Origin of the sequence: Nostoc sp. (genome assembly GCF_036919615.1) — a bacterium.
In the GTDB taxonomy this organism is placed as follows: domain Bacteria; phylum Cyanobacteriota; class Cyanobacteriia; order Cyanobacteriales; family Nostocaceae; genus Nostoc.
Genome location: NZ_JBALCN010000005.1, coordinates 94,068 through 116,250, shown reverse-complemented (window position 1 = coordinate 116,250; position 22,183 = coordinate 94,068). Strand labels below are relative to the sequence as shown.

Annotated in this window: 21 protein-coding genes and 3 pseudogenes; 9 read left to right on the top strand and 15 right to left on the bottom strand. The window is 41.3% G+C overall.

The genetic code is table 11. From position 1 onward, the window contains the following. Window positions 1-128: 128 nt before the first annotated feature. From V7K48_RS02425 to psbP, 3 genes are all read right to left on the bottom strand, one after another. Window positions 129-866 carry a phycocyanobilin:ferredoxin oxidoreductase gene (locus tag V7K48_RS02425; RefSeq protein WP_335069255.1) on the bottom strand — a complete coding sequence of 246 codons (738 nt, stop codon included), beginning with the start codon at window positions 864-866 and terminating at the stop codon, window positions 129-131. Between the two features lie 112 nt (window positions 867-978). Continuing rightward, entirely contained in the window at window positions 979-1,572 is a 594-nt protein-coding gene (locus tag V7K48_RS02420) for a Maf family protein (protein WP_335069252.1), read from the bottom strand. A gap of 86 nt (window positions 1,573-1,658) precedes the next feature. Then, complete coding sequence (gene psbP / locus V7K48_RS02415) at window positions 1,659-2,204, bottom strand: photosystem II reaction center PsbP (RefSeq protein WP_335069250.1); 546 nt, start codon at window positions 2,202-2,204, stop codon at window positions 1,659-1,661. A gap of 14 nt (window positions 2,205-2,218) precedes the next feature. Here psbP and V7K48_RS02410 point away from each other — a divergent pair, with 14 nt between their 5' ends. Together V7K48_RS02410 and V7K48_RS02405 are read left to right on the top strand one after the other, a co-directional pair. Continuing rightward, window positions 2,219-2,386 carry a hypothetical protein gene (locus V7K48_RS02410; RefSeq protein WP_335069247.1) on the top strand — a complete coding sequence of 56 codons (168 nt, stop codon included), beginning with the start codon at window positions 2,219-2,221 and terminating at the stop codon, window positions 2,384-2,386. A gap of 126 nt (window positions 2,387-2,512) precedes the next feature. Further along, a pseudogene (locus tag V7K48_RS02405) lies at window positions 2,513-2,627 on the top strand (IS200/IS605 family transposase); the annotation flags it as partial. A gap of 68 nt (window positions 2,628-2,695) precedes the next feature. Here the strand turns inward: V7K48_RS02405 and V7K48_RS02400 are convergent. Next, window positions 2,696-2,845: a hypothetical protein gene (locus V7K48_RS02400; protein WP_335069245.1), complete on the bottom strand. Its 150-nt coding sequence runs from the start codon at window positions 2,843-2,845 to the stop codon at window positions 2,696-2,698. A 381-nt stretch (window positions 2,846-3,226) separates the two neighbouring features. Between V7K48_RS02400 and dapB the strand changes: the two genes are divergently transcribed. After that, entirely contained in the window at window positions 3,227-4,063 is an 837-nt protein-coding gene (gene dapB, locus V7K48_RS02395; RefSeq protein ID WP_335069243.1) for a 4-hydroxy-tetrahydrodipicolinate reductase, read from the top strand. Window positions 4,064-4,102: 39 nt separating this feature from the next. After that, the gene (locus tag V7K48_RS02390; RefSeq protein ID WP_335069241.1) at window positions 4,103-4,786 is read left to right on the top strand and encodes a phosphate ABC transporter permease; all 684 of its coding nucleotides are present in this window, start codon (window positions 4,103-4,105) and stop codon (window positions 4,784-4,786) included. 206 nt (window positions 4,787-4,992) lie between these two features. Here the strand turns inward: V7K48_RS02390 and V7K48_RS02385 are convergent, their stop codons facing one another. The 6 genes from V7K48_RS02385 to V7K48_RS02360 all read right to left on the bottom strand — a co-directional run bounded on the left by V7K48_RS02385 (window position 4,993) and on the right by V7K48_RS02360 (window position 9,776). Further along, window positions 4,993-6,408: a right-handed parallel beta-helix repeat-containing protein gene (locus tag V7K48_RS02385; RefSeq protein WP_335069239.1), complete on the bottom strand. Its 1,416-nt coding sequence runs from the start codon at window positions 6,406-6,408 to the stop codon at window positions 4,993-4,995. Window positions 6,409-6,514: 106 nt separating this feature from the next. Beyond that, a complete protein-coding gene (locus tag V7K48_RS02380; protein WP_335069237.1) occupies window positions 6,515-7,144 on the bottom strand; it encodes a precorrin-8X methylmutase in 630 nt (209 codons plus the stop codon). Window positions 7,145-7,227: 83 nt separating this feature from the next. After that, entirely contained in the window at window positions 7,228-8,037 is an 810-nt protein-coding gene (locus V7K48_RS02375; protein ID WP_335069235.1) for a TPM domain-containing protein, read from the bottom strand. Window positions 8,038-8,229: 192 nt separating this feature from the next. Then, entirely contained in the window at window positions 8,230-8,769 is a 540-nt protein-coding gene (locus V7K48_RS02370; protein WP_335069233.1) for a DUF948 domain-containing protein, read from the bottom strand. Next, window positions 8,762-9,130: a YtxH domain-containing protein gene (locus V7K48_RS02365; RefSeq protein WP_335069231.1), complete on the bottom strand. Its 369-nt coding sequence runs from the start codon at window positions 9,128-9,130 to the stop codon at window positions 8,762-8,764. Before V7K48_RS02365 ends, V7K48_RS02370 begins: the two co-directional genes overlap by 8 nt. Before the next feature lie 310 nt (window positions 9,131-9,440). Continuing rightward, window positions 9,441-9,776 carry a hypothetical protein gene (locus tag V7K48_RS02360; RefSeq protein ID WP_335069229.1) on the bottom strand — a complete coding sequence of 112 codons (336 nt, stop codon included), beginning with the start codon at window positions 9,774-9,776 and terminating at the stop codon, window positions 9,441-9,443. Between the two features lie 1,219 nt (window positions 9,777-10,995). Here V7K48_RS02360 and V7K48_RS02355 point away from each other — a divergent pair. Further along, a complete protein-coding gene (locus V7K48_RS02355; protein WP_335069227.1) occupies window positions 10,996-11,988 on the top strand; it encodes a metal ABC transporter solute-binding protein, Zn/Mn family in 993 nt (330 codons plus the stop codon). Between the two features lie 109 nt (window positions 11,989-12,097). On the opposite strand, the gene V7K48_RS02350 is transcribed toward V7K48_RS02355, so the two are convergent. After that, window positions 12,098-12,628 (bottom strand): DUF4330 domain-containing protein, encoded by a 531-nt coding sequence (locus V7K48_RS02350; RefSeq protein WP_335069225.1) that lies wholly within the window; start codon window positions 12,626-12,628, stop codon window positions 12,098-12,100. Between the two features lie 392 nt (window positions 12,629-13,020). Here V7K48_RS02350 and V7K48_RS02345 point away from each other — a divergent pair, with 392 nt between their 5' ends. Then, window positions 13,021-13,884 (top strand): M48 family metallopeptidase, encoded by an 864-nt coding sequence (locus V7K48_RS02345; RefSeq protein WP_335069223.1) that lies wholly within the window; start codon window positions 13,021-13,023, stop codon window positions 13,882-13,884. A gap of 179 nt (window positions 13,885-14,063) precedes the next feature. On the opposite strand, the gene V7K48_RS02340 is transcribed toward V7K48_RS02345, so the two are convergent. Beyond that, a complete protein-coding gene (locus V7K48_RS02340) occupies window positions 14,064-14,819 on the bottom strand; it encodes a metallophosphoesterase family protein (RefSeq protein WP_335069221.1) in 756 nt (251 codons plus the stop codon). A 251-nt stretch (window positions 14,820-15,070) separates the two neighbouring features. Here V7K48_RS02340 and V7K48_RS02335 point away from each other — a divergent pair, with 251 nt between their 5' ends. Beyond that, window positions 15,071-15,355, top strand: coding sequence for a DUF2470 domain-containing protein (locus V7K48_RS02335; RefSeq protein WP_335069219.1), 285 nt, complete (start codon window positions 15,071-15,073; stop codon window positions 15,353-15,355). A 284-nt stretch (window positions 15,356-15,639) separates the two neighbouring features. On the opposite strand, the gene V7K48_RS02330 is transcribed toward V7K48_RS02335, so the two are convergent. From V7K48_RS02330 to V7K48_RS02320, 3 genes and pseudogenes are all read right to left on the bottom strand, one after another. Then, a complete protein-coding gene (locus V7K48_RS02330) occupies window positions 15,640-18,783 on the bottom strand; it encodes a plasmid replication protein, CyRepA1 family (protein ID WP_335069217.1) in 3,144 nt (1,047 codons plus the stop codon). A 343-nt stretch (window positions 18,784-19,126) separates the two neighbouring features. Next, window positions 19,127-19,432, bottom strand: a pseudogene (locus V7K48_RS02325) (Txe/YoeB family addiction module toxin). Window positions 19,433-19,874: 442 nt separating this feature from the next. Then, window positions 19,875-20,204, bottom strand: coding sequence for a hypothetical protein (locus tag V7K48_RS02320; protein ID WP_335069215.1), 330 nt, complete (start codon window positions 20,202-20,204; stop codon window positions 19,875-19,877). A 313-nt stretch (window positions 20,205-20,517) separates the two neighbouring features. On the opposite strand from V7K48_RS02320, the pseudogene V7K48_RS02315 reads away from it, so the two are divergent. Then, window positions 20,518-20,643, top strand: a pseudogene (locus tag V7K48_RS02315) (IS5/IS1182 family transposase); the annotation flags it as partial. A gap of 213 nt (window positions 20,644-20,856) precedes the next feature. Continuing rightward, window positions 20,857-22,089 (top strand): cysteine desulfurase-like protein, encoded by a 1,233-nt coding sequence (locus V7K48_RS02310; RefSeq protein ID WP_335069213.1) that lies wholly within the window; start codon window positions 20,857-20,859, stop codon window positions 22,087-22,089. Window positions 22,090-22,183: the final 94 nt, after the last annotated feature.

Sequence of the window (22,183 nt, the reverse complement as noted above, 5' to 3'; positions counted from 1 at the left end):
GCTGTTTTGGGGCTCCATTAAACTCTTGTTGAATGAATTCTACATTTATCCGTTACGCGAAAACGTAACAGAGCCTACAGATGGTGAACTGTGAGTCTGGAAGGAGATGAAAGGGATGAGGGGGACGTTTAATTTGGCAAATCAAATAGAACTGTAGTCATGTAATGTTCTGCCCAAGCTGGGCCAAAAGCTTTTTCTAGTACGCGGCGGGTTTTATCGTTTTGTTGCTGTTTGGTGCAGTAGTTTTGTTGTCCGGCAAGATTTTGTGTGACTTGTTCAATTGAAACAGGATGTGAGGCGATCGCTTGGTTGCAATGAATGTCTAAAAATTCTCGCACACGCAACAGAAACATTGTTTCTTCTTCTGTGGAACTGGGGCGGACAAAGATGCAAAAATCCGAAAAAATATTTCCCCATTCAGGTAATTCACGAGGTTGGGAAAAGTTAAGCACTGTTAGCTGTGTCAGTGCAGAAGTATAAGATTCTGGTAAGGTGCGCTCTAACTGGATTGGAGAAAGGTCTGCGATCGCTGCACTAATTTGACCTCTACCCCCAACTAAATCGCAACCAAACATCGGCAGGTTGTATTCTGGACGGGGAAACATGACGCAGTGCAAAATATCCAGCATATTTCCAATTTTCGCCAGTTCCAAGTGCATTTTCCGGAACTGGGGCGTTTGATAGCAGCGGTTTTCAATCGTCAGTTTTTCGCCTTCTAATCTACCTTCCACATACCCCAACTCATCAGGTAAATGGTAGGGCGATAAATCTAGGTGCTGATGCCAAGCTGCCTCAATACAATCAGCTAGCTGACGAATTAGGGGATGTTGTTGCTCACGCAGCGAGGGTATAGAAGTAAATGACATATTCTAGTTGGGAATGCGATCTAGTGGCCAGTCTACAACCTGTGGTAGCGTATTGGGCATTGGGCATTGGGCATTGGGCATTGGTTATTCACTTTGGACAAAAGCCAAAAGACTATTGCCAGAAATCAGTAACATCGTATCCAAATTCCTCTAGCATGTGCCGTAACAGGGGTAAACTAAGCCCAATTACATTGCTGTGACAGCCTGCGATTTTTTCCACGAAGAAACTACCAAAACCTTCAATGGCAAAGGCACCAGCACACTTGAGGGGTTCACCTGTGGCAACGTAGGCTTGAATGGCCTTGTCGCTCATTTGAGCAAAGTAAACTCTTGTGACTTTAGGCTTGACTAAGGTGCGGTTTTGGTCAAGGTCAATTAAGGCATGACCTGTGTACAAGTCGCCAAAGTTACCTTGCATTATCTGCCAACGAGCGATCGCTTCAGAGATGTCTGCTGGTTTGCCGTAAATTTCACCATTAATGGACAAAACTGAATCACAACCCATAATCAAAGCTGATTCAAACTGCGGGGCTACAGTTTCTGCCTTGTACTGGGCAAGAGTTTTGACCAATTGTGCTGGTTCACTTAGTTCAATTTGCGACTCATCAAAGTCACTTGGTCGAACTATCGGTTCAATACCAACAGTTTGCAGCAAGCGGCGTCGGGCTGGGGAAGCTGAGGCAAGTACAAAAGGTGGAATTTTCATGAGATTTCTGACAAAATTGGTAATTGGGTATTAGTGATTAAGTTTCTTCTCTATCCCTATTCCCTATCCTTTATTCCCCATTCCCTTTAATAGACAGAAAAAGAATTGACAACCTGATCAATCATTCGTTTAACTCTCTGCCAGCGTTTTTCAGGAATTGAGGCGTTGAAGGTAAAAAGTTTACCACGGCTAACAGCGACGCTGGCGATGTTGTGCCGTTCCTGTTGATTGGGGAGTTTGACCTCATACTCTAAAAGGTAGTATGTTTTACCGTCTACTTCTCGCTGTGCGGCATTGACTAATTCAGCTGAACGACCAGAGTCCGGAGGCGCAAGAGCTGCTTTTCCTAACTTATATCCTACTTCTGTAGGGGTTCCCAATTCTGACAAAGTTTTGCCTTCGGGAACTGGGCTAATCACAACCGAAACATTTTCAGACACCTCAATCAAATCGTGGAAAACCACATCTGGCCCGTTGGCAACTTTAACTTGCAACCAGCCGTTAGGATATAAAAACTGATAGCCATCACTAGTGTCTACAAAGCTTTTGAGTCCAGCCGCAACCGCTACACCAGAATTACTCAGGCTGAAGCTCAACACCAATAGCAAAATTAATACAATTCGTTTCCACATTTCTACAGATTCCTTTGGGCTGGAGACAACACCAGGCTTGGATCATTTCTCGTTTTTATTCTCCCACCAACCGGGACGCTTCGGATGACACATTAGATGATGCCCAAATATCAGCAGATACTTACTGGTGTATCGCCTTACTGATGAAGCGGTGTGAAATGCGTAAGCGTAGCTTGTCATAGACATCACTTACCCGCCTCGGAATGAATTCCAAGGCTAATAGCTTAAGTCAGATCAAGCTGACTAGAAGATTTTTAATCATTGTGGGAATACTAAAGGCAGTAAATTCCATCATAAACAGTACGTATATGGCTCTGTGGCGACTTTACTATCATCTTAATTTGGGCGACAAAAGAGCGACAGCCACTAATTACCCCCGAACGCGAAACTCAACTTTACGGTTATATAATTGGCAAAGCTAATACACGCAGCAAATAATGGAATTCGGGCATACCAATTCTGTCCCCTGTAGAAAAGAAATTAAACTAAGATTAGTGATTGCTACGAGAAGGATGCAGTTGGGGACTGGGGATAGATGGGGAGCGATCGCTAGAGTTAGCCATATTGAGGCGGGTAGTTTCTTTTTTGCTGGCTTTTTCTATAGCCAAGCCGCAGCCGATATAAAGCATCAGAAACGCCATCTATGTATGAACTCAAACTGCTGGTTTTTATTTAGCTTAGATTGCCTATAATCATGCCCGCAGAATTAATGTCTAAAGCTTTTACAAATAGTCAACTGTACTTGACAAAAAAATACTAATGCCTTTTAAAAAAGCTACTTATCACGGACTGTATGGGATTATTTTTGGAGGTGTGGTAAGTGAAGTAAAGAAGATAAAATGGTTTACTGGCTAAGATAATGGGATAAAAAAGAGTACCGATGTGCTTTAGAGGTAGAAAAACTGAGCGATTAGCTGCATAAATCAGGGTAGTCGGAATAAGCCAGAGATTTGAAAAGCTAGCTACTAGATCACCAAAGTCTTTACAATTCCTTTGTTGGCTCAAAAAGTATTTCTCGACATATGACTAATCAAGCTCCTATCCCAGTTATTGTCAACGGTGCTGCTGGTAAAATGGGCCGTGAGGTGATTAAGGTGGTGGCGCAAGCACCTGACTTAAACCTAGTGGGTGCAATTGACCACAGTTTGGAACATCAAGATAAAGACGCTGGAGAGTTGGCAGGTTTAACCGAACCCCTAGAAGTGCCAATTACCAATCAATTAGAACCGATGTTGGGGTATGTGGCTGGCGACAGACACTCTCCTCCAGGGGTGATTGTAGACTTTACCCATCCTGATTCAGTTTATGACAATATTCGTAGTGCGATCGCCTACGGTATTCGTCCTGTAGTCGGCACTACTGGGTTAAGTCCAGAACAAATTCAAGACTTGGCAGACTTTGCTGACAAAGCTAGCACTGGTTGTCTAATTATTCCTAACTTCTCCATTGGTATGGTACTGTTGCAACAAGCCGCAGTCGCAGCCTCCAAATATTTTGACCATGTGGAAATTATTGAACTGCATCACAACCAAAAAGCTGATGCTCCCAGTGGTACTGCCATTCAAACGGCGCAGTTATTAGGAGAATTGGGTAAAACTTTTAACCCTGCTCTTGTAAAAGAAACGGAGAAATTATCAGGAGCTAGGGGCAGTATAGCAGATGAAGGGATTAGAATTCATAGCGTGCGTTTACCGGGATTGATTGCCCATCAGGAAGTTATTTTTGGCGCAGCAGGACAGATTTATACTTTACGACATGATACGAGCGATCGCGCTTGTTATATGCCAGGAGTGCTAATAGCGATTCGCAAAGTCTTAGCGCTAAAGTCGTTAGTATATGGATTAGAAAAGATACTTTAAACTTTAAACACACTACTCAGCATTCATCACTCAGTACTCATGTTACTACCACTGACTCGCCAGAAATTTGAACAAGTTGTCCCCCTAATTGCCACTGGTTTGCAGTATAAGTACTACTGGGGGAAGTTCTCAAATTTTTTGCAACGGCTGTTAATTTCTGTAGTTGCTGTAGTTGTTATTTTGCTTGTGACATTCGTTTTCAAGCTTGAGTTTGCTTCAATAGTATTTGTGCTGGGGGTAGTTAGCGCTTTTTTTTGGCTGTGGTATCCAGTGTTTCAAGCAAGTATGCGGAATTTGCAATGCCGCCGTTATAAGTATGGCGGCTTTTTCCGTGGTCGAGTGCTAGATTGGTGGATAACAGACCAGTTGATGGGTAAAACCGAAACAGTCAACAACAAAGGCGAATTGGTAATTGTAGAAAACCGAGAAAAACAGATTAACTTAGAGGTGGGTGATGATACAGGATTTAGCATTGAGTTTGTAGCACCATTACGTTCTGCCCACAAAGTTATTACTCGCGGCCAAATTGCAGAAATGGTAGTGATGTCAAATCGCCCAGATTTGAGCAGTATTGAAGAATTCAGCGATATATACTTTCCCAATCGTGACCTATGGATCAGCGATTATCCTTATCTGCGGCGGGATTTTTTTAACGAAATCGGTCGCCGCTTGCGTGAAAACCAGCAACAAAAGCCGCGGCGGCGTCGTAGAGTAGAGGATTGAAGAAGTGAAGCGGGCAGCAGCAGGTAGTCAATATAGGCTTCTTTTTTAAAAACGTGCAAGGAACAGACCTAGACTAATTACGAGCCGCCTATTGCAGATATTTTGGTAGTTTGCTCTTAATCGCAAGGCTTCCCGATGGTCGCTAGGAGGTTGGGGCATTTGAATTCGGGATAAATCTTTTTTGCCCTGTACCTCCTGCCTTTTTGCTAACGGGAGCATCCCACTTTGATGAGTTTCCCTTTCAAACGATAGGTCACTTGCCCACAAGCAAAACCTGCCGATTTAGGCTCTACATAAGTCCGTGTTGGCAGATTTTGTTGATCTAGCTGCGATTTCCAATTACGAGATATTTTTTCTAGAGTGGGATACTTCCTTAAAAACTCTGAGTCTGCAACAATATCGTGAGGCCCTTTAATACTTACCTTAGAGCTATTCAGGTATATATTATAATCATAAATAACATGTTTGTTTCTATTGTTACTGTTAATATCCTTGTCGGGAAATGCATAGAGAATGTTCCTTAAAATTCTGACATCAGATGATACGTTAGCAAATATTTGCCCATCATTAATTTCTGGACTCTGATTATTTAAAACAGCTGTATTATTTACAATATCAACATGATCACTTAAAAATGTATGAATACCAGAACCACCATTATTAAACGTAAGATTATTTTTAACTAAAGTGTAACCTTTGTATGCATCCAATTTGGAGTTATTATGATCATTTCTTGAACTATCAATAATAATACCATTACCATCTGTAATTTTTCCAACTGCAATCCAAGGGATATACATGCGATTGTTGTAAGTCTTGTTGTTGGTTACGAACATCTTGTATCTACGCTTGGTGTCATAATTCCAATTGCTCAACATCGAAATACCACTGCAACCATAAACGCTGTACCAGGCATTATTAAACACCACGTTATTATCTACTGTCACATAGTCCGATTCAATCGCTGCAATGCCTACTCCTCCACAGTCATGGACTTTGTTGTTCAGAATACGAATGTGATGAACATGGCCATTTTTTCGTCCATCAATATTGATGCAGTTTCCATTCGTCAGTGGGTTTTGTTTGTTAGTCTTCTGACTCATCGCATAATCAAGGCTTACATTGGCATTGTTCCCTATTACCTCAAGTCCGTTTATCTCAATATATGAAGCCCCCTTGCTAATCAAAATTCCATTCCATCCATTGTGCTGAAGTTTTGGGGAATGGCCAGGATAGGCTTTAAACTTAATCCATGCTTTTGCAGTTCCAGAGCGAGTAATTGATACTACTTCCCCAGTCGGGTTTGCATTCGTGTATACTCCGTTCATAATGAGTACTGTGTCCCCAGGCTTGGTAAGATTTGCCGCCTTTTGAATTGTCCTAAAAGCGGATGAGGAAGAAACTCCGCTATTGTTGTTGTTTCCAGAACCACTAACATAATATGTTTTCGGAGTCACATTAGTGCTGATTACCTCGCGGCTGGATAGCATCATTTGTTTGTTAGTGGATAGCTGAGGGACGTTTTCAACTAAATATACTTTTATCCTTTCTCGCGCAGCCAAAAGACCTAATACCACGGGAATTGCAAGATATGCGCTTAACCTGAAACCTCGATTTACCACAATAAAAGGCTCCTTTATAGGCACTACTTAACAAAAAGATAATATCAGGATATTCAGTACTTTTAAATGCTATTTGGCATAAAGGGTTATGATAAAGCCGACTTTCCTAACTCCCCTGATTTCCATCTTGTCCATAAGCTTGCCAAGCCAAGTCTACCAATCCATCAACGATCGCAGCTGCTACAACTGCATTACCTTTGCGGCTATCAATTGTAATGTGAGGCACTAGAGAGTCTTGTAAGCGCCCCTTGGCTTCATCAACATTTACAAATCCCACTGGAGTTGCAATTATCAAAGCAGGTCTAATTTCCTCAGCTTCAATTAAATCCACCAGTGCTGTTAGTGCTGTTTGCGCTTGACCCACCACAAAAATACCCTCTGGATAACGCTTTGCTAAGGTTTCTATTCCCCATGCTGCACGAGTTTTTTCTTTTTGAGGGCGTGTCAGAGCTTCCATACTGCAATACACCGGATTGGCAAAGGTATTTTGAATCTCGTAAGCAATACCTACTTGTACCATCGGTACATCTACCACAATCGTGGTCCGCGCAGCTAGTGCTGCTGCTCCAGATTGCAAGGCACGCTCAGAGAAACGAATCAAAGACTTATACTCAAAGTCAGCTGTAAAGTATATTACCCGACGCACAATCTCATACTCTGCGGGTGAAAAGACATGAGTGTCAATTTCACTATCAATAATTGCTAAACTTTGAGCATCAGTTACATGCCATTCCATTTTTGTTGAGCTTCTCAAATATTAGCTTTCAGCTTATCAGCTTCAGAGAGTTAGGAGTTAGGAGTTATAAGTTAATTAAAAACTCATAACTCATTACTAGAAGAAGCCCGACTGAAAATAGGAGATAAGTAGGCAACCAAGACGCCAATGAGAAACCCAGAGATATTCCGAACTAGAGGTAACCAGTCGCTTGTACGTGTCACCACTGGCCCAATGCCAAAAGCAATAAACAAGATTCCCCACAAAGGTGAGAAAATTAAAGCCCACTGCCAAGCGAAAACTTGTCCTTTCTCGCGGGGTTGAGCTGCAAATCCACAAATCACCCCACCAATAACTGAGGTAATCAAGGTGAGAATCCACTGCTCTCGTGGCAGTCCGGGGACAACATTGCAACCACCCTTGAGTAAACAGCCTTTAACCGATTCTAAGGCTTGCAGAATGGCTTGGTCTTCGCCTTGTTCGCGGACAAAGTACAAATTACCGAAGCGGGTTTGCAGTTCTATCCAAAAAGTCCGGGGTAAAAGTTCATAAACAGCATCGCCGACGCTAAAACTGAGTATGTTACCGCCACGAGAATCGGCAACTAGTAGAATGCTTTTGTCATCCAAACCCCAATATTTTATGACTGCCCGACCTGGGGTGCGGTCATACTGGGTCAATACTCGCAGTTTCCAGCCTGTATCGGCTTCAAACTGATCTAAATCTTTGACAAGCTTTTCTTCTTGCAGCACAGGCAGAGATTTAGCTAAGTCTACAACTGGAGTAAAGGTGTCAGGGAGTAACTCAGGATTGTCATAAGCCAGTGCTGGGGGAGAATGCATGACCCAAATTGACCCAGCCAGGAAAAATACTGCGATAGATAACAGAATTCGTCGCCAAAAACAAGATTGCATGGACGTTTTTATACAAATATCAACGGTAAAAGTAAACAAGTTGTTTTAAAAGAGTATGGGAAAAATGATACTTCTTTACACTTGTTTACTTTACTCTAATCTAAGGGATCAAAGCAAAGCGTTTTTGGGTATTAAGGATTGGGGAGTGGAGGAGATAGAGAGAAACAACCAATGCCCCATGCCCTTTTTTAGTCAATCTTCATCATCAAAATTGGTTTCCCAGTTAGCGGCGTCGTTGTAACCGTCATTAGCGCGGTATACTTCTGTTTTTATCCGGCGATTTTCTTGCCTAAGCACTTCTCGTTCTCGCAACGTTAGTGGGGGTTTTTCATTGCTTGGGAAGCGATCGCCTGTTCGCCTGGCGGGTTTTTGGCGCGTGAAGTTTCTCCAAGCAGCTTTCGCACCAACAAAGATGCTGCGTGTACCTACTTGCAGATTTTGAGCCTGAATTCTTGCACTATCAAGGCTTTGATCAACTTGCTTTACGACTTGACTGGCACTTTTTACACCTTCACCTACATCCTCAGTTAAGTCAGTGATTTCCAAACCAGTCACGCGGATAGCTTCTAGAGTGGGCGGTAAGTCCCGTGAAAGTGTATCAAATAGCTTTTCTGCACTGCGAGCAGCGCGTGCTAACTCCTGCAAAGCCGGTATTGCCGCCACTAAAACCGCAGTCAAACTTGTGGCGACTAAGAGCAAGGAAAGTCCCAACCAAAACAGGGGGTCAATCACGGTTTGTCATTGATGAGCGTTCTAATGGCTGGGGAAGAGAATCGGAGTCTTCAACAGATGTTTGCCGCTTTAAAATTTGGCTTTCCCGCTGACTGGCATCTACACCTGCTGCGATCGCTTCCCGTAATCTATCTAAAGTCTCATCCCAGTTTCGCAGTGCGCTGGCAGAGAGATGATCTGCCTGGATTTGCACACTCGTTGATAAATCTTCTGCCAATTCTGGGATAGCATTAGCAGATTTTTTCAAAATTTTACGCGTTTCGCGCCCTGTGCGTGGAGCCACGAGCAAACCGGTCAAAGCACCGATGGTAGCTCCCAGCATAAAACCGCCAATAAATACTCCAGAACGGTTATTAGACATCTTATTGTTTCTCTCCTTACACCCATTTTAGGTGGGTTTTCTCTCCTTGTAAGATTCCATCGATTTTATCCAGTTAATCTATGTGACAAAATATCAGCCAGAAATGTTGCTTTTATTCATTAAATATCAAAACTATTAATTACTTATAATTAAAAACTCCCCCTGTCTGTCAAAGTTTTTATGCCTGCGATCAGCCCTGTGGTGAGCTTCTAAGTCCCAAATCGGCGTTTAAACTTCTCTATTGTGTCACCACATCCCGGTTTTTTCGCATCAGCCCTAATTATAAATGTTCATGTGATCTTGACATAACTCATTTTGCAAAAGTTCTTTTCCCAGATGTTAACTCTAGCTTGCGAAAATAACGCTGCCAGATTTGCTGTCCTAGCAAAAGTAGACTGATAATTTGCCGCACTTGTTGGATTTGCATTTGTAGCGCTTGATTTTTCTGCCGTAAGTTATAAATATTCTCCTGGCTGAGATAAATATTTTCGGGTGCTTTATTCAGTGCTGCATGGGTACAACTTTCATAGACGGTTAACCTATCTGCTATGTATACTAGCTGCTGCTTGAGTTGCCACACCCGCCAAGCCACATAGAGTAGTATCAGCGAAATCAGGGTGTTAACGAGGATGACTAAAATTACCATTGTTTATCTTCACCAATATTACCTTTGAAGAATTGTTCAATATACTTGAGTTGGCTCTTATTTAATGATGAAGAAACTAAAGGATAAAAATTATGGCATAAAGTATAGCCGGGATTATGGTAATAAAGAGCAGTTAGATGATCCTCTGAGCGCTATTGAAAGATTTTAAGAGGTGAAAATTAGTCTAACAAAGGCTGATAGCTAAAAAATCGCCAATTCGCCAATTTTGTAACAACCATATGCCCACACCTGGCAAAACCACAGCTACAATTGCCTTAGATTCACGAATCGGTTTGCGAAATCAATCCGTATGCTCAATAAGCCCCAGCATTACTACGTTCCACTTCTAAACCTGATAATTCTAGTCAATTTGCGACCTTTGTGGCATGTAAACACAATGGCATAGCCCCTTCAACAGACAGTGAGATAACTACACTACACTCCTTACCGAAGGCTCCCCAGTATCGCCTTTATTATTGTGCTCTTACATCTACCAGTTTTCCAGTCTGTCGCGTAAAGTTAGCTAACATTTTGCCTGCAAAAACCCCACTAGTACAGCGGGCGCGTAAATAAACCTACCATACCCTCCGGGAAGCCGCTCTGCGTCTACAAAATGGCGCAAGAGCAAGGAATATAATTCTTTTGAAAAAGAGGCAAGGGAGCAGGGAGCAGGGAGCAGGGAGCAAGGGGGACAGAACAAAATTGGGATTCGACCCCACAGCCACGAAAACCACGCGACGTGAAGTAGGGGACTCAGACCCATGTTCTGATGCAGCTTCACAGCATGAGTCAGGGTGATTTGCCCAAGCTTTGAGCCCCCATCCAAGAGCCTCTTCGTTGACTTTTGACCCTTCTCTACGAGAGGCTGCGCCTTAAGCGAAGCTATGCCGCAGGCTTTACGACTGCGCTCAGGGTCAAGGCTGAGTGTTCGTGCAGCGTCTGGTACAGAAGCCGAAACCTTGACTTTTGAGTGACTTCTGCCTTGCGGTACTAGTGGTTCACTAAGTAAAAATTGCTGGATGTGGACTGGGGAAGGGGAAAGTGGAAAGGAGAAAGTCTATTGATTCCTCTCCTTTTAACTTTTACAATTTTCCCAGCCAAAGGCTTACCCGTCTCTCTCAACCTTTAACCTCTTCCTTGTTGAAGGCTTCCCCCTGGTATTTCACTAATCTGTTACTGATAATGATTATTTTTTCAATACATCCAGTAGGAGTTAAGGATGTCAAAAAAATTACCATCAACTAATTCCTTCCGAGCTATTCTTGTTGCCTTGACGATTGGATTTGTTGGGTGTGGAAATCAAGCTGCAAGAACCGCATTTACTCAGACTACCACCCAGGTAAATGAGAATCTTCCACAAGTCGTAGCGACTACAAGCGTACTGTGTGACTTAACCAGACAGGTTGCCGGGAATACAGTTAACCTTACTTGCTTAATTTCCCCTACAGCCAACCCCCAATTTTATAAACCAAAACCGGAAGATCGTAAAGCCATTGAGCAAGCTAATCTTATTCTTTATACTGGTTACAATTTTGAACCAAATCTAATCAAATTAATTAAAGCGACTAAAAACACTGCACCGAAAATAGCCGTCGGTCAACTGGCAGTGCCTAAACCACAAAAATTTCAGGCAGGCGGTAAGATTGTAACTGATCCTCATCTTTGGCACAATACCAAAAATGCTATCAGAATGGTGAAGGTAATTAATAGTAACCTGAGAAAATTAGAATCTAGTAATACAGAGGTTTATACCAGCAATACCAAAAAAACTATCAATGAACTCGCTCAACTAGATAGCTGGATTAAGTCAAGAATTGCCAGTATTCCTACCAAAGAACGCAAGTTAGTTACAACCTCTGATGCACTGGGTTATTACGCCAAAGCATACGGTATTTTATCAGCAGGGGGATTACAAGGTATTAATACTGACAAAAACCTGACGGCTGCACAAGTGAAAAATTTGGTGACAAATATTAAACAGGCTAAAGTGTCAACAATTTTTACGGACGCGGCAATTAACCCTAATTTTCTTCAATCTGTAGCTAAAGAAGCGGAAGTGAAAATTTCTCGCCGGAAGTTGTATGCTGAGGGACTTGGTGAACCAGGAAGCGAGGCGGACACTTATCAGAAAATGATGATTGCTAATACACGTACAATTGTAGAAGGGTTAGAAGGGACATATTTAATGTTTGAAGCGAAAGCTGCTAAGTAGCCAGACAAGGGGCAAAATCCCCTTGTTAAAGGTAGGCAAACAGACGCCACAGTGTACTAGTTGCTTCTCCAGTCAGAGACGGGGAAATATATTAAAGAAAATGTGAATGCTATTTCTCGAATCTGATATCAATAACAGTTGCATTGAAGTTGTAGTTAAAGCCTTCTAACTCAAATGGCATACCAATTTTTACTTTACTACTACCTAGAACTAGTCCGCTTTCAGTGCGTTGAGCTTTACCTTCTAAGGTCAAAATCAGATCTGTACTAAAATTGTTGGTCTTGGGATCTGCCAATTCTTTAACGGTGCCATCAGGTTGGAAAACATTGACTGTTCTAGGTAGCTGTTGAATCGATTTAATCTCAATTTCACCGTAGGGTTGATTGCGGATAATTACATTAGTTTTTCCGCCTTTTTTTAAGCCGTTGTTAAATAATTGCTCTGGATCACGTACATTCAAACCACGAACTACTAAGTCTACTTCTATGGGTACTATTTTCTCACCGACTTGGGCAACACCCAAGCTAGACAAGAGGCTAGACGAGATGACAAATATAACTAGCAGAGTTACCAGCCCAGCACCTAAATCTAGGAGGTTGATTTTGCCAAACAAACGACCTTTTGAATCTAAAATAGCCATAAAAAATTTTCCGAGGTAATAACGAAGTAATTGATTGTAGCAAGAAGGTTTTCGATGGTAACGGCAATTTTCCCTATTTGATAATAACTCAAAGCATCCAGGGGTTGCGGTTATGCGACAGTTTATCACGAGTTCGTAAGTTTGGAGTGGCGACAGATGACTCTCAAACTTTTGCCTGTTAGGACTGACGTACCCAGAAGGAAAAATCTAGTGTTTAAGCCTATCCCTAGAGGGAATCCCTAGACCCCCACAATTTGGGAGATTTGCGTAAGCCTTGGCTGTATAACAACCCCTTTGGTCTTGAGTTAAGAATGCAACTTAGATGATCTCAAACCGTCTCATAATTTGTCTGATCATTTTATGTTCTCCGAAAATTATCTTTAGTACAGATTATGTTGAATTGGAAAGGTTTTGTCGCAAATTACCGTGTGGGGCGGCGTCGTTGGTTTTATCCTTTAATTTCAGTGGTAGTTGCCCTGAGTCTGTGCCTGAGTACACCCTTGCCTGGAAGAACTTTAGACTTCTTGCCTCTTCTACTCCAAGGAGTTCAGGCATTTCAGCTTTCTAATATATCCCCTAACCAAGAAGTTGATCTTGGTAAGCAGATTAATCAGGAATTAGTCGGCAGTCAAGTCCGGCTTTACCGCAATCCCGAAGTTAATCGTTATGTGGAACAAGTTGGTAGGCGTTTAGCAGTTAATAGCGATCGCCCCGATCTCCCCTATACCTTCCAAGTAGTTCAGGATGACAGTATTAATGCTTTTGCTACCTTGGGCGGCTATGTATATGTCCACACGGGTTTGCTGAAAACCGCAGACAATGAAGCGCAACTAGCAAGTGTACTCGCCCATGAGATTGGTCACATTGGCGGGAAACACGTAGTCAAACAGATGCAGCAAAAAGCGCTCGAAGGTGGCCTATTAACAGCTGCTGGCTTAGATCGGAGTACGGCGGTGCAAATTGGTGTACAGTTAGCGCGAGACTTGCCACGCAGTCGTAAAAATGAATTTGAGGCTGATCAAAGAGGACTACGAACTTTGACACGGACTGGTTATGCTCAGTCTGCAATGGTTTCCTTTATGCAAAAGCTGCTGAAAAAGGGCGGTTCTGCTCCGACATTTTTGAGCACGCACCCCGGAACCAGCGATCGCATTGATGCCCTCAGAAGTGCAATTAACTCTCAACCTAGTAATGGAAATTATGGCTTGGATAAAGCTAGTTATAAAGCTAATATTCGACAATTAACGAGGTCTTGAGGGCATTGGGCACTTGTACTGAGCGTACCCCTCCGCAGAAGCAAGCTACGCGTAGCGTCTCGTAGAGAAGCCGAAGTATTGGTTATTTCCCTTGTCGTCCCTCCAAAGTTCTGATCTAAGCAAGCCTTAGCTCAGACTTCTCTTTTTGTCTCCCTCATCCCCCTAATCTCAAATATTGCTCAATTCTTATTGCGGCGATCAACTTTCACTTTGGCTGGATCAATTCGGATCACTACATCTTCTAAGGGCAGGGCACGAAGATAGTCTTTAAAAATATTAACTTGATAAACCAAGTTATTTGTGACATCCAGTCCAGTCAACCAGCCACTCCGGGGATGATAAGCACCAGTATCTATGTCTAGCCATCCCTGTCCTTGTGCCAGTTTACCAGGAGAAACACCTGGCAGAGTAAAAGTAATAGTGTGACCGATGATAATTTGCTTATCTGGGAAGTAGGGTTTTTCAATACTATGAAATTCCTCTCGTATCCAACACAGCTGCTCGGCAGTTTGTTCCGCCACTGACTTGGAAGGGTCAATACCAGCATGAGCTAACCAAATATCCCCCAAGTCGAGATATGTAGGCAAACTCTTGAACCAATCCAGATGGTCGTCAGGAATTGGAGCCTCGTGGTAACTGGCTACTGTCGCTTGCCCTCCACTGTACAACCATGCTTGCATCGTCGGGGAGGAGGTTCTTTCATTGGTCAGAATGTTTAATAACATCTGCTCATGATTTCCCAGCAAACATGGGTAGTTGTTTCGCTTGACAAAATTAACTACTTGTGCGCTATGAGGACCGCGATCAATTAAGTCTCCCAGAAAATAGACTTGATCGTCTGAGGTGGGGGCGATCGCCTCCAACAATGTCATCAAACCTTCATAGTGACCATGCACATCCCCAATTACAATTCGTCTGGGGCTAATTTCGCTCATTTTCTCTTAGCTTCAATAGTTTTGGCTAATACTTCTGCTACAGTTTAAGCTGTCTGGTTTCCGTAATGAAAGGTAAAAATACTGAATAAGTTTTATTTTAATTTAATTATTCCCCTATAAAAAATTAATTTATGAGCGCAATGGGGTAGAATGTCTAGTTTTGAGTGTTAAGAAAGAAAATCAGTAAATTTCATTCACGTTGTTAGCTTAAAATTTAAGCTGTTACTGTATTGCTTATTTTTAATCTCCCAATGTCTAAAGATTTTTCTGCTGATATTAGTTCGCGCATCTGCAAGCATATGAATGATGATCATGCTGATGCCATAGTTCTTTATGCTAAGGCTTTTGGCCATATAACAGATGTGAGCGCAGCACAAATGCTGTTAATTGATGCACAAGGTATGGATTTAACAGCGCAAGTTAATGGGGAAACTGTGCCAGTTCGCATTCAGTTTGATCATGTTTTAGCAGATGCGGAAGATGCCCATCAAACTCTAATTACGATGGTGAAGCAGGCGCGGGTGAAGGCAAAGTAGAAATTGGAATAATTGCATGATTAATGGTAAGGCGGATGCTAGATTCAGCTCCTCCCGCCTACGGTGACCCTCTTAAAAAGGGGGTGAACGGGGAAATAGCTTCCCAATTTATCGGGAGATTGGGGGGATTTGCAACGACTAATTGCGCTAACAAAGAAGTATTGCGGAAGATCACCCACCCGTCCTTAAAAAAGCTTGCTCTAATTCCCTCCTTTTTAACGAGGGTTAGAGAGGATCAAACCTTAACCCAAGCGTATTGTTTGAGAAGCATAACAGCATCACCACTAAATATTAGGGTACAGAGTATTTACTACTGCGGCATAAGCCTTGGTTTCAATAATTTCAAGCTTCCAGTCTGAAGAATAATCAGGCAACTCATAGCCAAAACTCTTAACATGAGCCAACATCAACTCATCCCGTTGATGCCAAACTGCAAATATTCTCTCCCTCCCATCATAAAGCGTTTCTAGGTCGATTTGATAAACCTCATTTATCCGCTTTAGTTTCAAGCCTAACAAATTTAACAGTCGGCTGAGTATTTTTATTGCTGAAACCTGCTCTTTCTCCCCAATTAAGTTAATACCAAGCGCTCTTTTAATATGCTTACTATGTTGAAAAACAATATTTTTAAGCAATATCAAATCTGGATTACTCTCGGTAAATTCTCGTTCTGCTTCGAGAAACTGAAGCATTCCTAAGGCTCTCATCGCCTCAACTTTGAGCGTGTAAGTTTTTAAATCTGGTAGAAAAACTTTCCCTTCACCCCAAGACAGTTGCTGATGCCATTCTTGCTGGTCTCTGATATGAAAATACTCGCTTTCGTGAGTTAGATAATAATGAATTAATAGTTGACGATAATATCCGTAATCATCCTGCAATTTCAGCCAAGGAGTAACTTTTACACCGTACCGTTGTCTGAGAACATATTTATTGATTTGGTTGCGTTCTCCATCGGTCAGTGAATGCTTCACTAATAGCTGCTCATATTCTACATAATCAATATCTTTAGCATTAGCTACAGCAGTTGCTACCGATAGTTGATTTTGCTGCTTAATATCTTTAATCTTGCGTTTAATTTCTTTAGCTTTTTGACGGCTTTGTACCCAATCTTTTTGAACTTTGACAATTTCTAAAATTAATCTTTTCCGGGTAGCCAAATCATCAGCATCAGTTGCCAAAAAAGCCAGACGTAAATCTCGAATAATATTATTGTGAACAGCATTACTCCGCATCTGAATTTGATGCCCATCAGCAATCAAACCGTCTTGCATCGATTGACGGTAGAGGCGGATAGAAGCATTTACCCGTGCAGATAACTTGGCCCAAGTTCGCAAATGAACCGGATCATGAACTAAAGGTAAATCCACATCTATTTTATGTAGGGGACTAAGCAAAGCTAAGTTTTCTTTTTGGTTTTCTTGATACCAATCAGATAGCAAGCGATAATTTGTACTCCCACTACCAATTAAGCCAATACCTCGTTTTGCGCACCAGACAACACGCGGCACATCATCCCGCACTCTCGCTAATGCTTGTCTTGCTTCCGAGTCAGGAATTACCCCTTGAAAAATGCCATAAACTCGGTCGAAATGTTGGACATCAATACTAATTCCTGTACCAAGGCTAGGGGTAACAAAAACACCATCATATTCAGAGATTTTTTGATTTATAGCTGCGATAAAATCGACTGCTGCGTGGCCAGGTGTGTTTGTAGTGTGGCTACTAACTACCAAAGTTTTGGGAAATTGCCGTCGGAATTTTTGTAACCGCTCTTTCAGATAACGTTCAATTGTTTCACAACTGTAACGCCCAGCGCGACTATCGGTAGTAACGTAACATTTACGTCCAGCAAGTAAATCTAATTCCAGTTGGTGAATTAACGGTGTTGGGTTTGGCGAATCATAAAAAGTTATGTCCCACCCATGCTGAGGTTTCCACTGATTAATAACTACCCAAGGTGTTAATTTAATTCCTGCCAATCCCTGTAAATATTCAAGTGACACATCTGATAAATCAGCGTCCTGGGCAATTACTAACCCCCCAGTTGTTAAAATCGTGGAAATTAGTTGCTGAAATAATTTTAATATTTTTATCCGCTTATCTTTACAAGTATTACTATTTAATAAATGCCACAAAGATTGCTCTACTTCATCCAAAATTACTATTGCTCCCCGCCAATTTTCGGGGTTAAGTTTCCAAATAGAATCAACACACAATCCAAAAGATTTTAAAGGAGTACAGACGCAATTAATCGCGTCTGTACAGGAGTTAGAAATTAGGAATTTGGAATTTTTATCTATTCCCCATTGAATACCAATTTTTTCACACAAAAATCGTCCTAGTAAGATTCTGTGAGTAATTAATAAAACGGGTTGATTTCGGCTTTTTGCTTGCTGAACAACGGCTTGCAGTGCTGTAGTTTTACCCGTTCCTTTTGCTGATTTGACTCCTACTAATCCAGAGGTGGGGAAAGGGATTTCACCTATATAAGGGCGATTCAAGGTGAGAGCAGCAGGAATAGTTAACTCAGTGTGGGGTTTGGTTTGAGCAAGATAAATTTCTAAATCAACACTTTGACGATATACTTTCTCAAAACTACTTACACCTTTAGCAATGATAAACTCATCAACCCCTTTTTCTATTCCTGGAAGTTCAATGACTTTAACATTGCATTTTTCTTGCTGGAATAAACAACCAAGTTGAGAAATAGCATTATTTACAGCAGCAATTGTTTTAGATTGAGTTTCAAAATCAAAGCAAATATAAAAGTTACGCTTTGTAATTGCAAATGCTGCTAAGTCAGGAATCAGCTGACGATGGGTAATTTTGCCAAATTCGTCTTTGACAACCCGATAACCACTGGTAATTCCGGGAATAGCAATAGCTGCATATCCTTGTGTCAAGAGTGTGGCTGCTTTCTTCACGCCCTCGCAGAGAATGAGAGGAATGTTCTGTTGTATCACCCATTGCCAAAAGCCTATAGCTTCACCATCAGCAGTAATGGTGATATTGTCAGGCATGACCAGATTGTAACGTCCAGCGACTTGCTGCCACACTTGCAGCGTTACCCGCAAACAAAATACCCGCGTTGGCGTGCTGGGGGGATGCTCGTATTTGATGGACTTACCATTGTGATTCTGTCGGGGTTGGTTTGGCTTAAAGCATCCCCATTCCATCATTTGCCAATTATTCAAAGGGTCTAACCCCGAACACCACCAACCTCCTTCAGTGATATGAGCATAACGCTGCAACCATCCAGCTTTCACCATTCCGGTATTGGTGCGGGGGAGTAGCTCAGAAATCAATAAGTATTCATAAGCAGCTATGCCTAGGAGTGACTTAAAATTGAGTTGCACTAAGTGTAAGTCTATACCACTACTCTTTACTAATTCTTCAAGGTGTTGAGGGTGTAAATAGTGCAGATGCATAGGAAAAGGCGTGAAGGGAAAGTCAATGAGATTAAAACATTAACACGCATCTGCTTTTTTTCTATAAGAGAAATTGCGAGGCTTTTATGATGCTTTTTTTACTTTGTCACGGGAGACACATCGGTTAAGGTTCTAGTGGGTTATTCTGCCTATTAGATCCCCGAAGTAATAATTTTGTATTGTGATATTTGTTCGCGATTAATTTTTATTTATCAGTAAATTTCTGCGTTAAGGAATGCGATCGCCTCAGGGGTTGCAGCAAGCATCGCTATATGGTAACATTTTGCAAGACAAGCTTTGTTAGGAATAGTAGACGCACAGTGGCTTGTAGATATGTGCTATTTCAGTAGTGATATCGAGCTTGAAGAAAATCAATTCGGTCATCACTTACTAGATAAACAATCCGGTGTTCTTGAGTAAGTCGCCGTGACCAAGCATCTGAATCTAAGTATTTCAATGGTTCAGGTTTCCCAATAACTGTAAAAGGATCTCGCATAATCGCTTCAACCAAGTTAAAAGCGCGAAGTGCAGTTTTTCGGTTTGTCTCTACCCAATAGCCGAGGTCTTCCCGAAATTCTGGATGAAATACAGCATCTCGAACTTTATTTTCCTGGGGTTAGGTTTCATCCTTCTTTTTCTTCGTCAACACCCAACTCCTGAGGTAGTTCGTTAATATTTTGAGGTTTTAAAGTTCTAGCTTTTGCTCTTTCCAAAGCAGTTAACAGACGGACTGCATTTTTAGGTGAACGAAGTAAATGAGATATTATTAGTAAACTATCTAGTTCATCAACAGCAATTAGGGCGACGCTTTCGCCTTCTTATCGGGTAATAATTACCACTTCTCTATCTTCAATTACTTGAGCGCAGAGTTCGGCTAGGTTGTTACAAGCATCAGTCAAGTTTATCTGGTTGGACATGGTGGGATATTTCCTAATGCTGTAGGCTTTATAGAAGATAATAGCTTGACTGGTTAGAGGTGCGAGCGTTCTTTCATCAATGTAATAAAAGTAACTAAAATTAGAATCACTGGATTAAGTTCGCCATATATTGCTTTATTTAGATCGGTTTATATGCTTCAGTTTGAATCAAGATTAGTTGATAATATGACATCTCAGAAATTGAATAAATTCTTCTAATCCTTTAAAAATATCAGGATAATTGCTTTCCACTTGTATTTCTTCTTCTAGCTCTGGAAAAGTATCTAATATGTCTTCATTTGCAATATTCAAATAAAATATAATAGAAAGAATGACTTTTTTAAAATCATCTATTGAAATAGAGTTTGAAGGTTGAGAAATGGAATAGGGACTTATATGGACAAAATTGGATAAATACTTATACAAAAACCCGTATCTTTTATTAATCTTCTCTTCATCCTGTTCACGTACAGAATTAAGTTTTATTAATCGGCTTGAAAGCACATCATAATGTTCTACGAAGCATCCTTTAGTATGAGAAACAGCATTCTCAAAATCCTTGGAAAATAAATTTTTACATTTACTATTCTTCTTAAGAAGATTTTTGTATTTTTCGTTTTTTTATTTTGTAATTCTATTTCTTTATAAGAGGCTGTCTCTAAAGAAATGTAAAGAGAGTAAAGTAAGGCGAGCACTACAAATGAAAATTGATTTTGAAGCAATAGAGTAGTGGTCTAAACAATGATACACAAAGCGTATTCAAGTGATGTAAATGATGCAGAATGGGTAATTATAGAGCCTTTGCTTCCCGGTTCACAACCAATACCGTCGCCTTAGCAAGGATTATGAACTTTTACCAGAAATGAGCGAATCTATAATTTATACAGTCATGATTCGTTTAATGTTGAAACGACTGGCAAAGTCTTCTTCGATTACTTCATAATCATTTACAAACAGCCTCTTAACCCTTGCTGGAAGTTAGATATGTCAGTAAGATACTCTTTGGGTCGCTACGTATACCCCCTTTAGAGAGATTCTTGTAAAGCAAGAAGGCTGACACAAGAAGCTGTAAACACCAAAAGAGAATGTAGATGCTCTCTGTGCGACTTGCCAAAAGGTAGGTTAGGGTAAAGAACATTCTTTAGAGGACTTCACCATGCTCTTGAATCTTGATAAAGTTCGTCAATATTTTCCTGCCTTAGCTGGTGAATGGACTTTTTTTGATAATGCTGGCGGGTCACAAACTCTGAAAAAAGTAGTAGATAGAATTAGCGAATTTCTCCTGAGTTCTGATGTCCAGCCGGGAGCTTCTTATGCCGTTTCCCAACTTGCAGGAGAAAGATTGGCTCTAGCAACTAGGGGAATGGCTACTTTGATTAACGCTAATTCTTCTAAAGAAGTGGTCATGGGGCCATCTACTACAATGATGTTGAAAGTTCTCTCAATTTGTCTAAGTCAAACCTTCACCCCTGGTGATGAAATTATTGTTACTAATTGTGACCATGAGGCTAATATTGGTGCTTGGGTCGCTCTTGAAAAACAAGCAATGAAGGTTAAGGTGTGGCAAATTCGCCCAGAGACCTTGGAACTTCATTTAGCAGATTTAGAACCATTAATGAGTCAGCGCACCAAACTAGTAGCCTTGACTCATGCTTCTAATGTTTTGGGAACCATCAACCCGATCAAAGAAATTGCTGCATTTGTGCACGATCGCGGTGCGATGATTTGTGTGGATGGTGTAGCTTATGCACCCCACAGATTAGTTGATGTCCAAGATTTGGATGTTGATTTCTATGCTTTGAGTTGTTATAAAGTCTATGGACCACATCATGCCTTACTTTATGGTAAAGAAGAACATTTATTAAGATTGCCTGGCCTTAACCATTATTTTATTGAACAGATAGATATACCTTATAAATTTCAGTTAGGGAATGTCAATTTTGAATTAAGTTATGGAATGCTGGGTTTATGTGATTATCTAAGTGAGTTAGCACAACTGCACTACGGCAATCAAACTGCACCTGATTTGAGAAATCAAATGGTGCAGGCATTTGATTTAATTAGCATACATGAAGAAAAAATTAGCGATCGCCTTCTAAACTACCTCAACAGCAAGTCTAATGTCCGAGTGATTGGTCAATCAAAGGCTGACCGCCAATCCCGTGTACCAACTATATCTTTTGTGGTAGATGGAATCAATAGCTCGACCATTCCAGCAAAAATTGACCAACATTACATTGGGATTCGCTACGGTGACTTTTATGCTAAACGGCTGATTGAATACCTGGGGTTAGCCTCGCAAGGTGGAATAGTCCGGGTGAGTATGGTGCATTACAACACCCTTGAGGAAGTTAACAGCTTGATTGAGGGTTTTGAGCAGTTATTTTAACTAATTACTAATTCGTAGTGACGCTCAAATACTCCTGACTTTTCACCTCATATGGAAAACCAACACCAGATATAACCCTTTAGTACAGCGCGGC

What these genes read in the sequence shown, in the direction of transcription:
- V7K48_RS02425 (WP_335069255.1), bottom strand. Translation starts at nt 866, where the DNA reads ATGTCATTTACTTCTATACCCTCGCTGCGTGAGCAACAACATCCCCTA.
- V7K48_RS02420 (WP_335069252.1), bottom strand. Translation starts at nt 1,572, where the DNA reads ATGAAAATTCCACCTTTTGTACTTGCCTCAGCTTCCCCAGCCCGACGC.
- psbP (WP_335069250.1), bottom strand. Translation starts at nt 2,204, where the DNA reads ATGTGGAAACGAATTGTATTAATTTTGCTATTGGTGTTGAGCTTCAGC.
- V7K48_RS02400 (WP_335069245.1), bottom strand. Translation starts at nt 2,845, where the DNA reads ATGGCGTTTCTGATGCTTTATATCGGCTGCGGCTTGGCTATAGAAAAA.
- dapB (WP_335069243.1), top strand. Translation starts at nt 3,227, where the DNA reads ATGACTAATCAAGCTCCTATCCCAGTTATTGTCAACGGTGCTGCTGGT.
- V7K48_RS02390 (WP_335069241.1), top strand. Translation starts at nt 4,103, where the DNA reads ATGTTACTACCACTGACTCGCCAGAAATTTGAACAAGTTGTCCCCCTA.
- V7K48_RS02380 (WP_335069237.1), bottom strand. Translation starts at nt 7,144, where the DNA reads ATGGAATGGCATGTAACTGATGCTCAAAGTTTAGCAATTATTGATAGT.
- V7K48_RS02375 (WP_335069235.1), bottom strand. Translation starts at nt 8,037, where the DNA reads ATGCAATCTTGTTTTTGGCGACGAATTCTGTTATCTATCGCAGTATTT.
- V7K48_RS02365 (WP_335069231.1), bottom strand. Translation starts at nt 9,130, where the DNA reads ATGTCTAATAACCGTTCTGGAGTATTTATTGGCGGTTTTATGCTGGGA.
- V7K48_RS02360 (WP_335069229.1), bottom strand. Translation starts at nt 9,776, where the DNA reads ATGGTAATTTTAGTCATCCTCGTTAACACCCTGATTTCGCTGATACTA.
- V7K48_RS02355 (WP_335069227.1), top strand. Translation starts at nt 10,996, where the DNA reads ATGTCAAAAAAATTACCATCAACTAATTCCTTCCGAGCTATTCTTGTT.
- V7K48_RS02350 (WP_335069225.1), bottom strand. Translation starts at nt 12,628, where the DNA reads ATGGCTATTTTAGATTCAAAAGGTCGTTTGTTTGGCAAAATCAACCTC.
- V7K48_RS02345 (WP_335069223.1), top strand. Translation starts at nt 13,021, where the DNA reads ATGTTGAATTGGAAAGGTTTTGTCGCAAATTACCGTGTGGGGCGGCGT.
- V7K48_RS02340 (WP_335069221.1), bottom strand. Translation starts at nt 14,819, where the DNA reads ATGAGCGAAATTAGCCCCAGACGAATTGTAATTGGGGATGTGCATGGT.
- V7K48_RS02335 (WP_335069219.1), top strand. Translation starts at nt 15,071, where the DNA reads ATGTCTAAAGATTTTTCTGCTGATATTAGTTCGCGCATCTGCAAGCAT.
- V7K48_RS02330 (WP_335069217.1), bottom strand. Translation starts at nt 18,783, where the DNA reads ATGCATCTGCACTATTTACACCCTCAACACCTTGAAGAATTAGTAAAG.
- V7K48_RS02310 (WP_335069213.1), top strand. Translation starts at nt 20,857, where the DNA reads ATGCTCTTGAATCTTGATAAAGTTCGTCAATATTTTCCTGCCTTAGCT.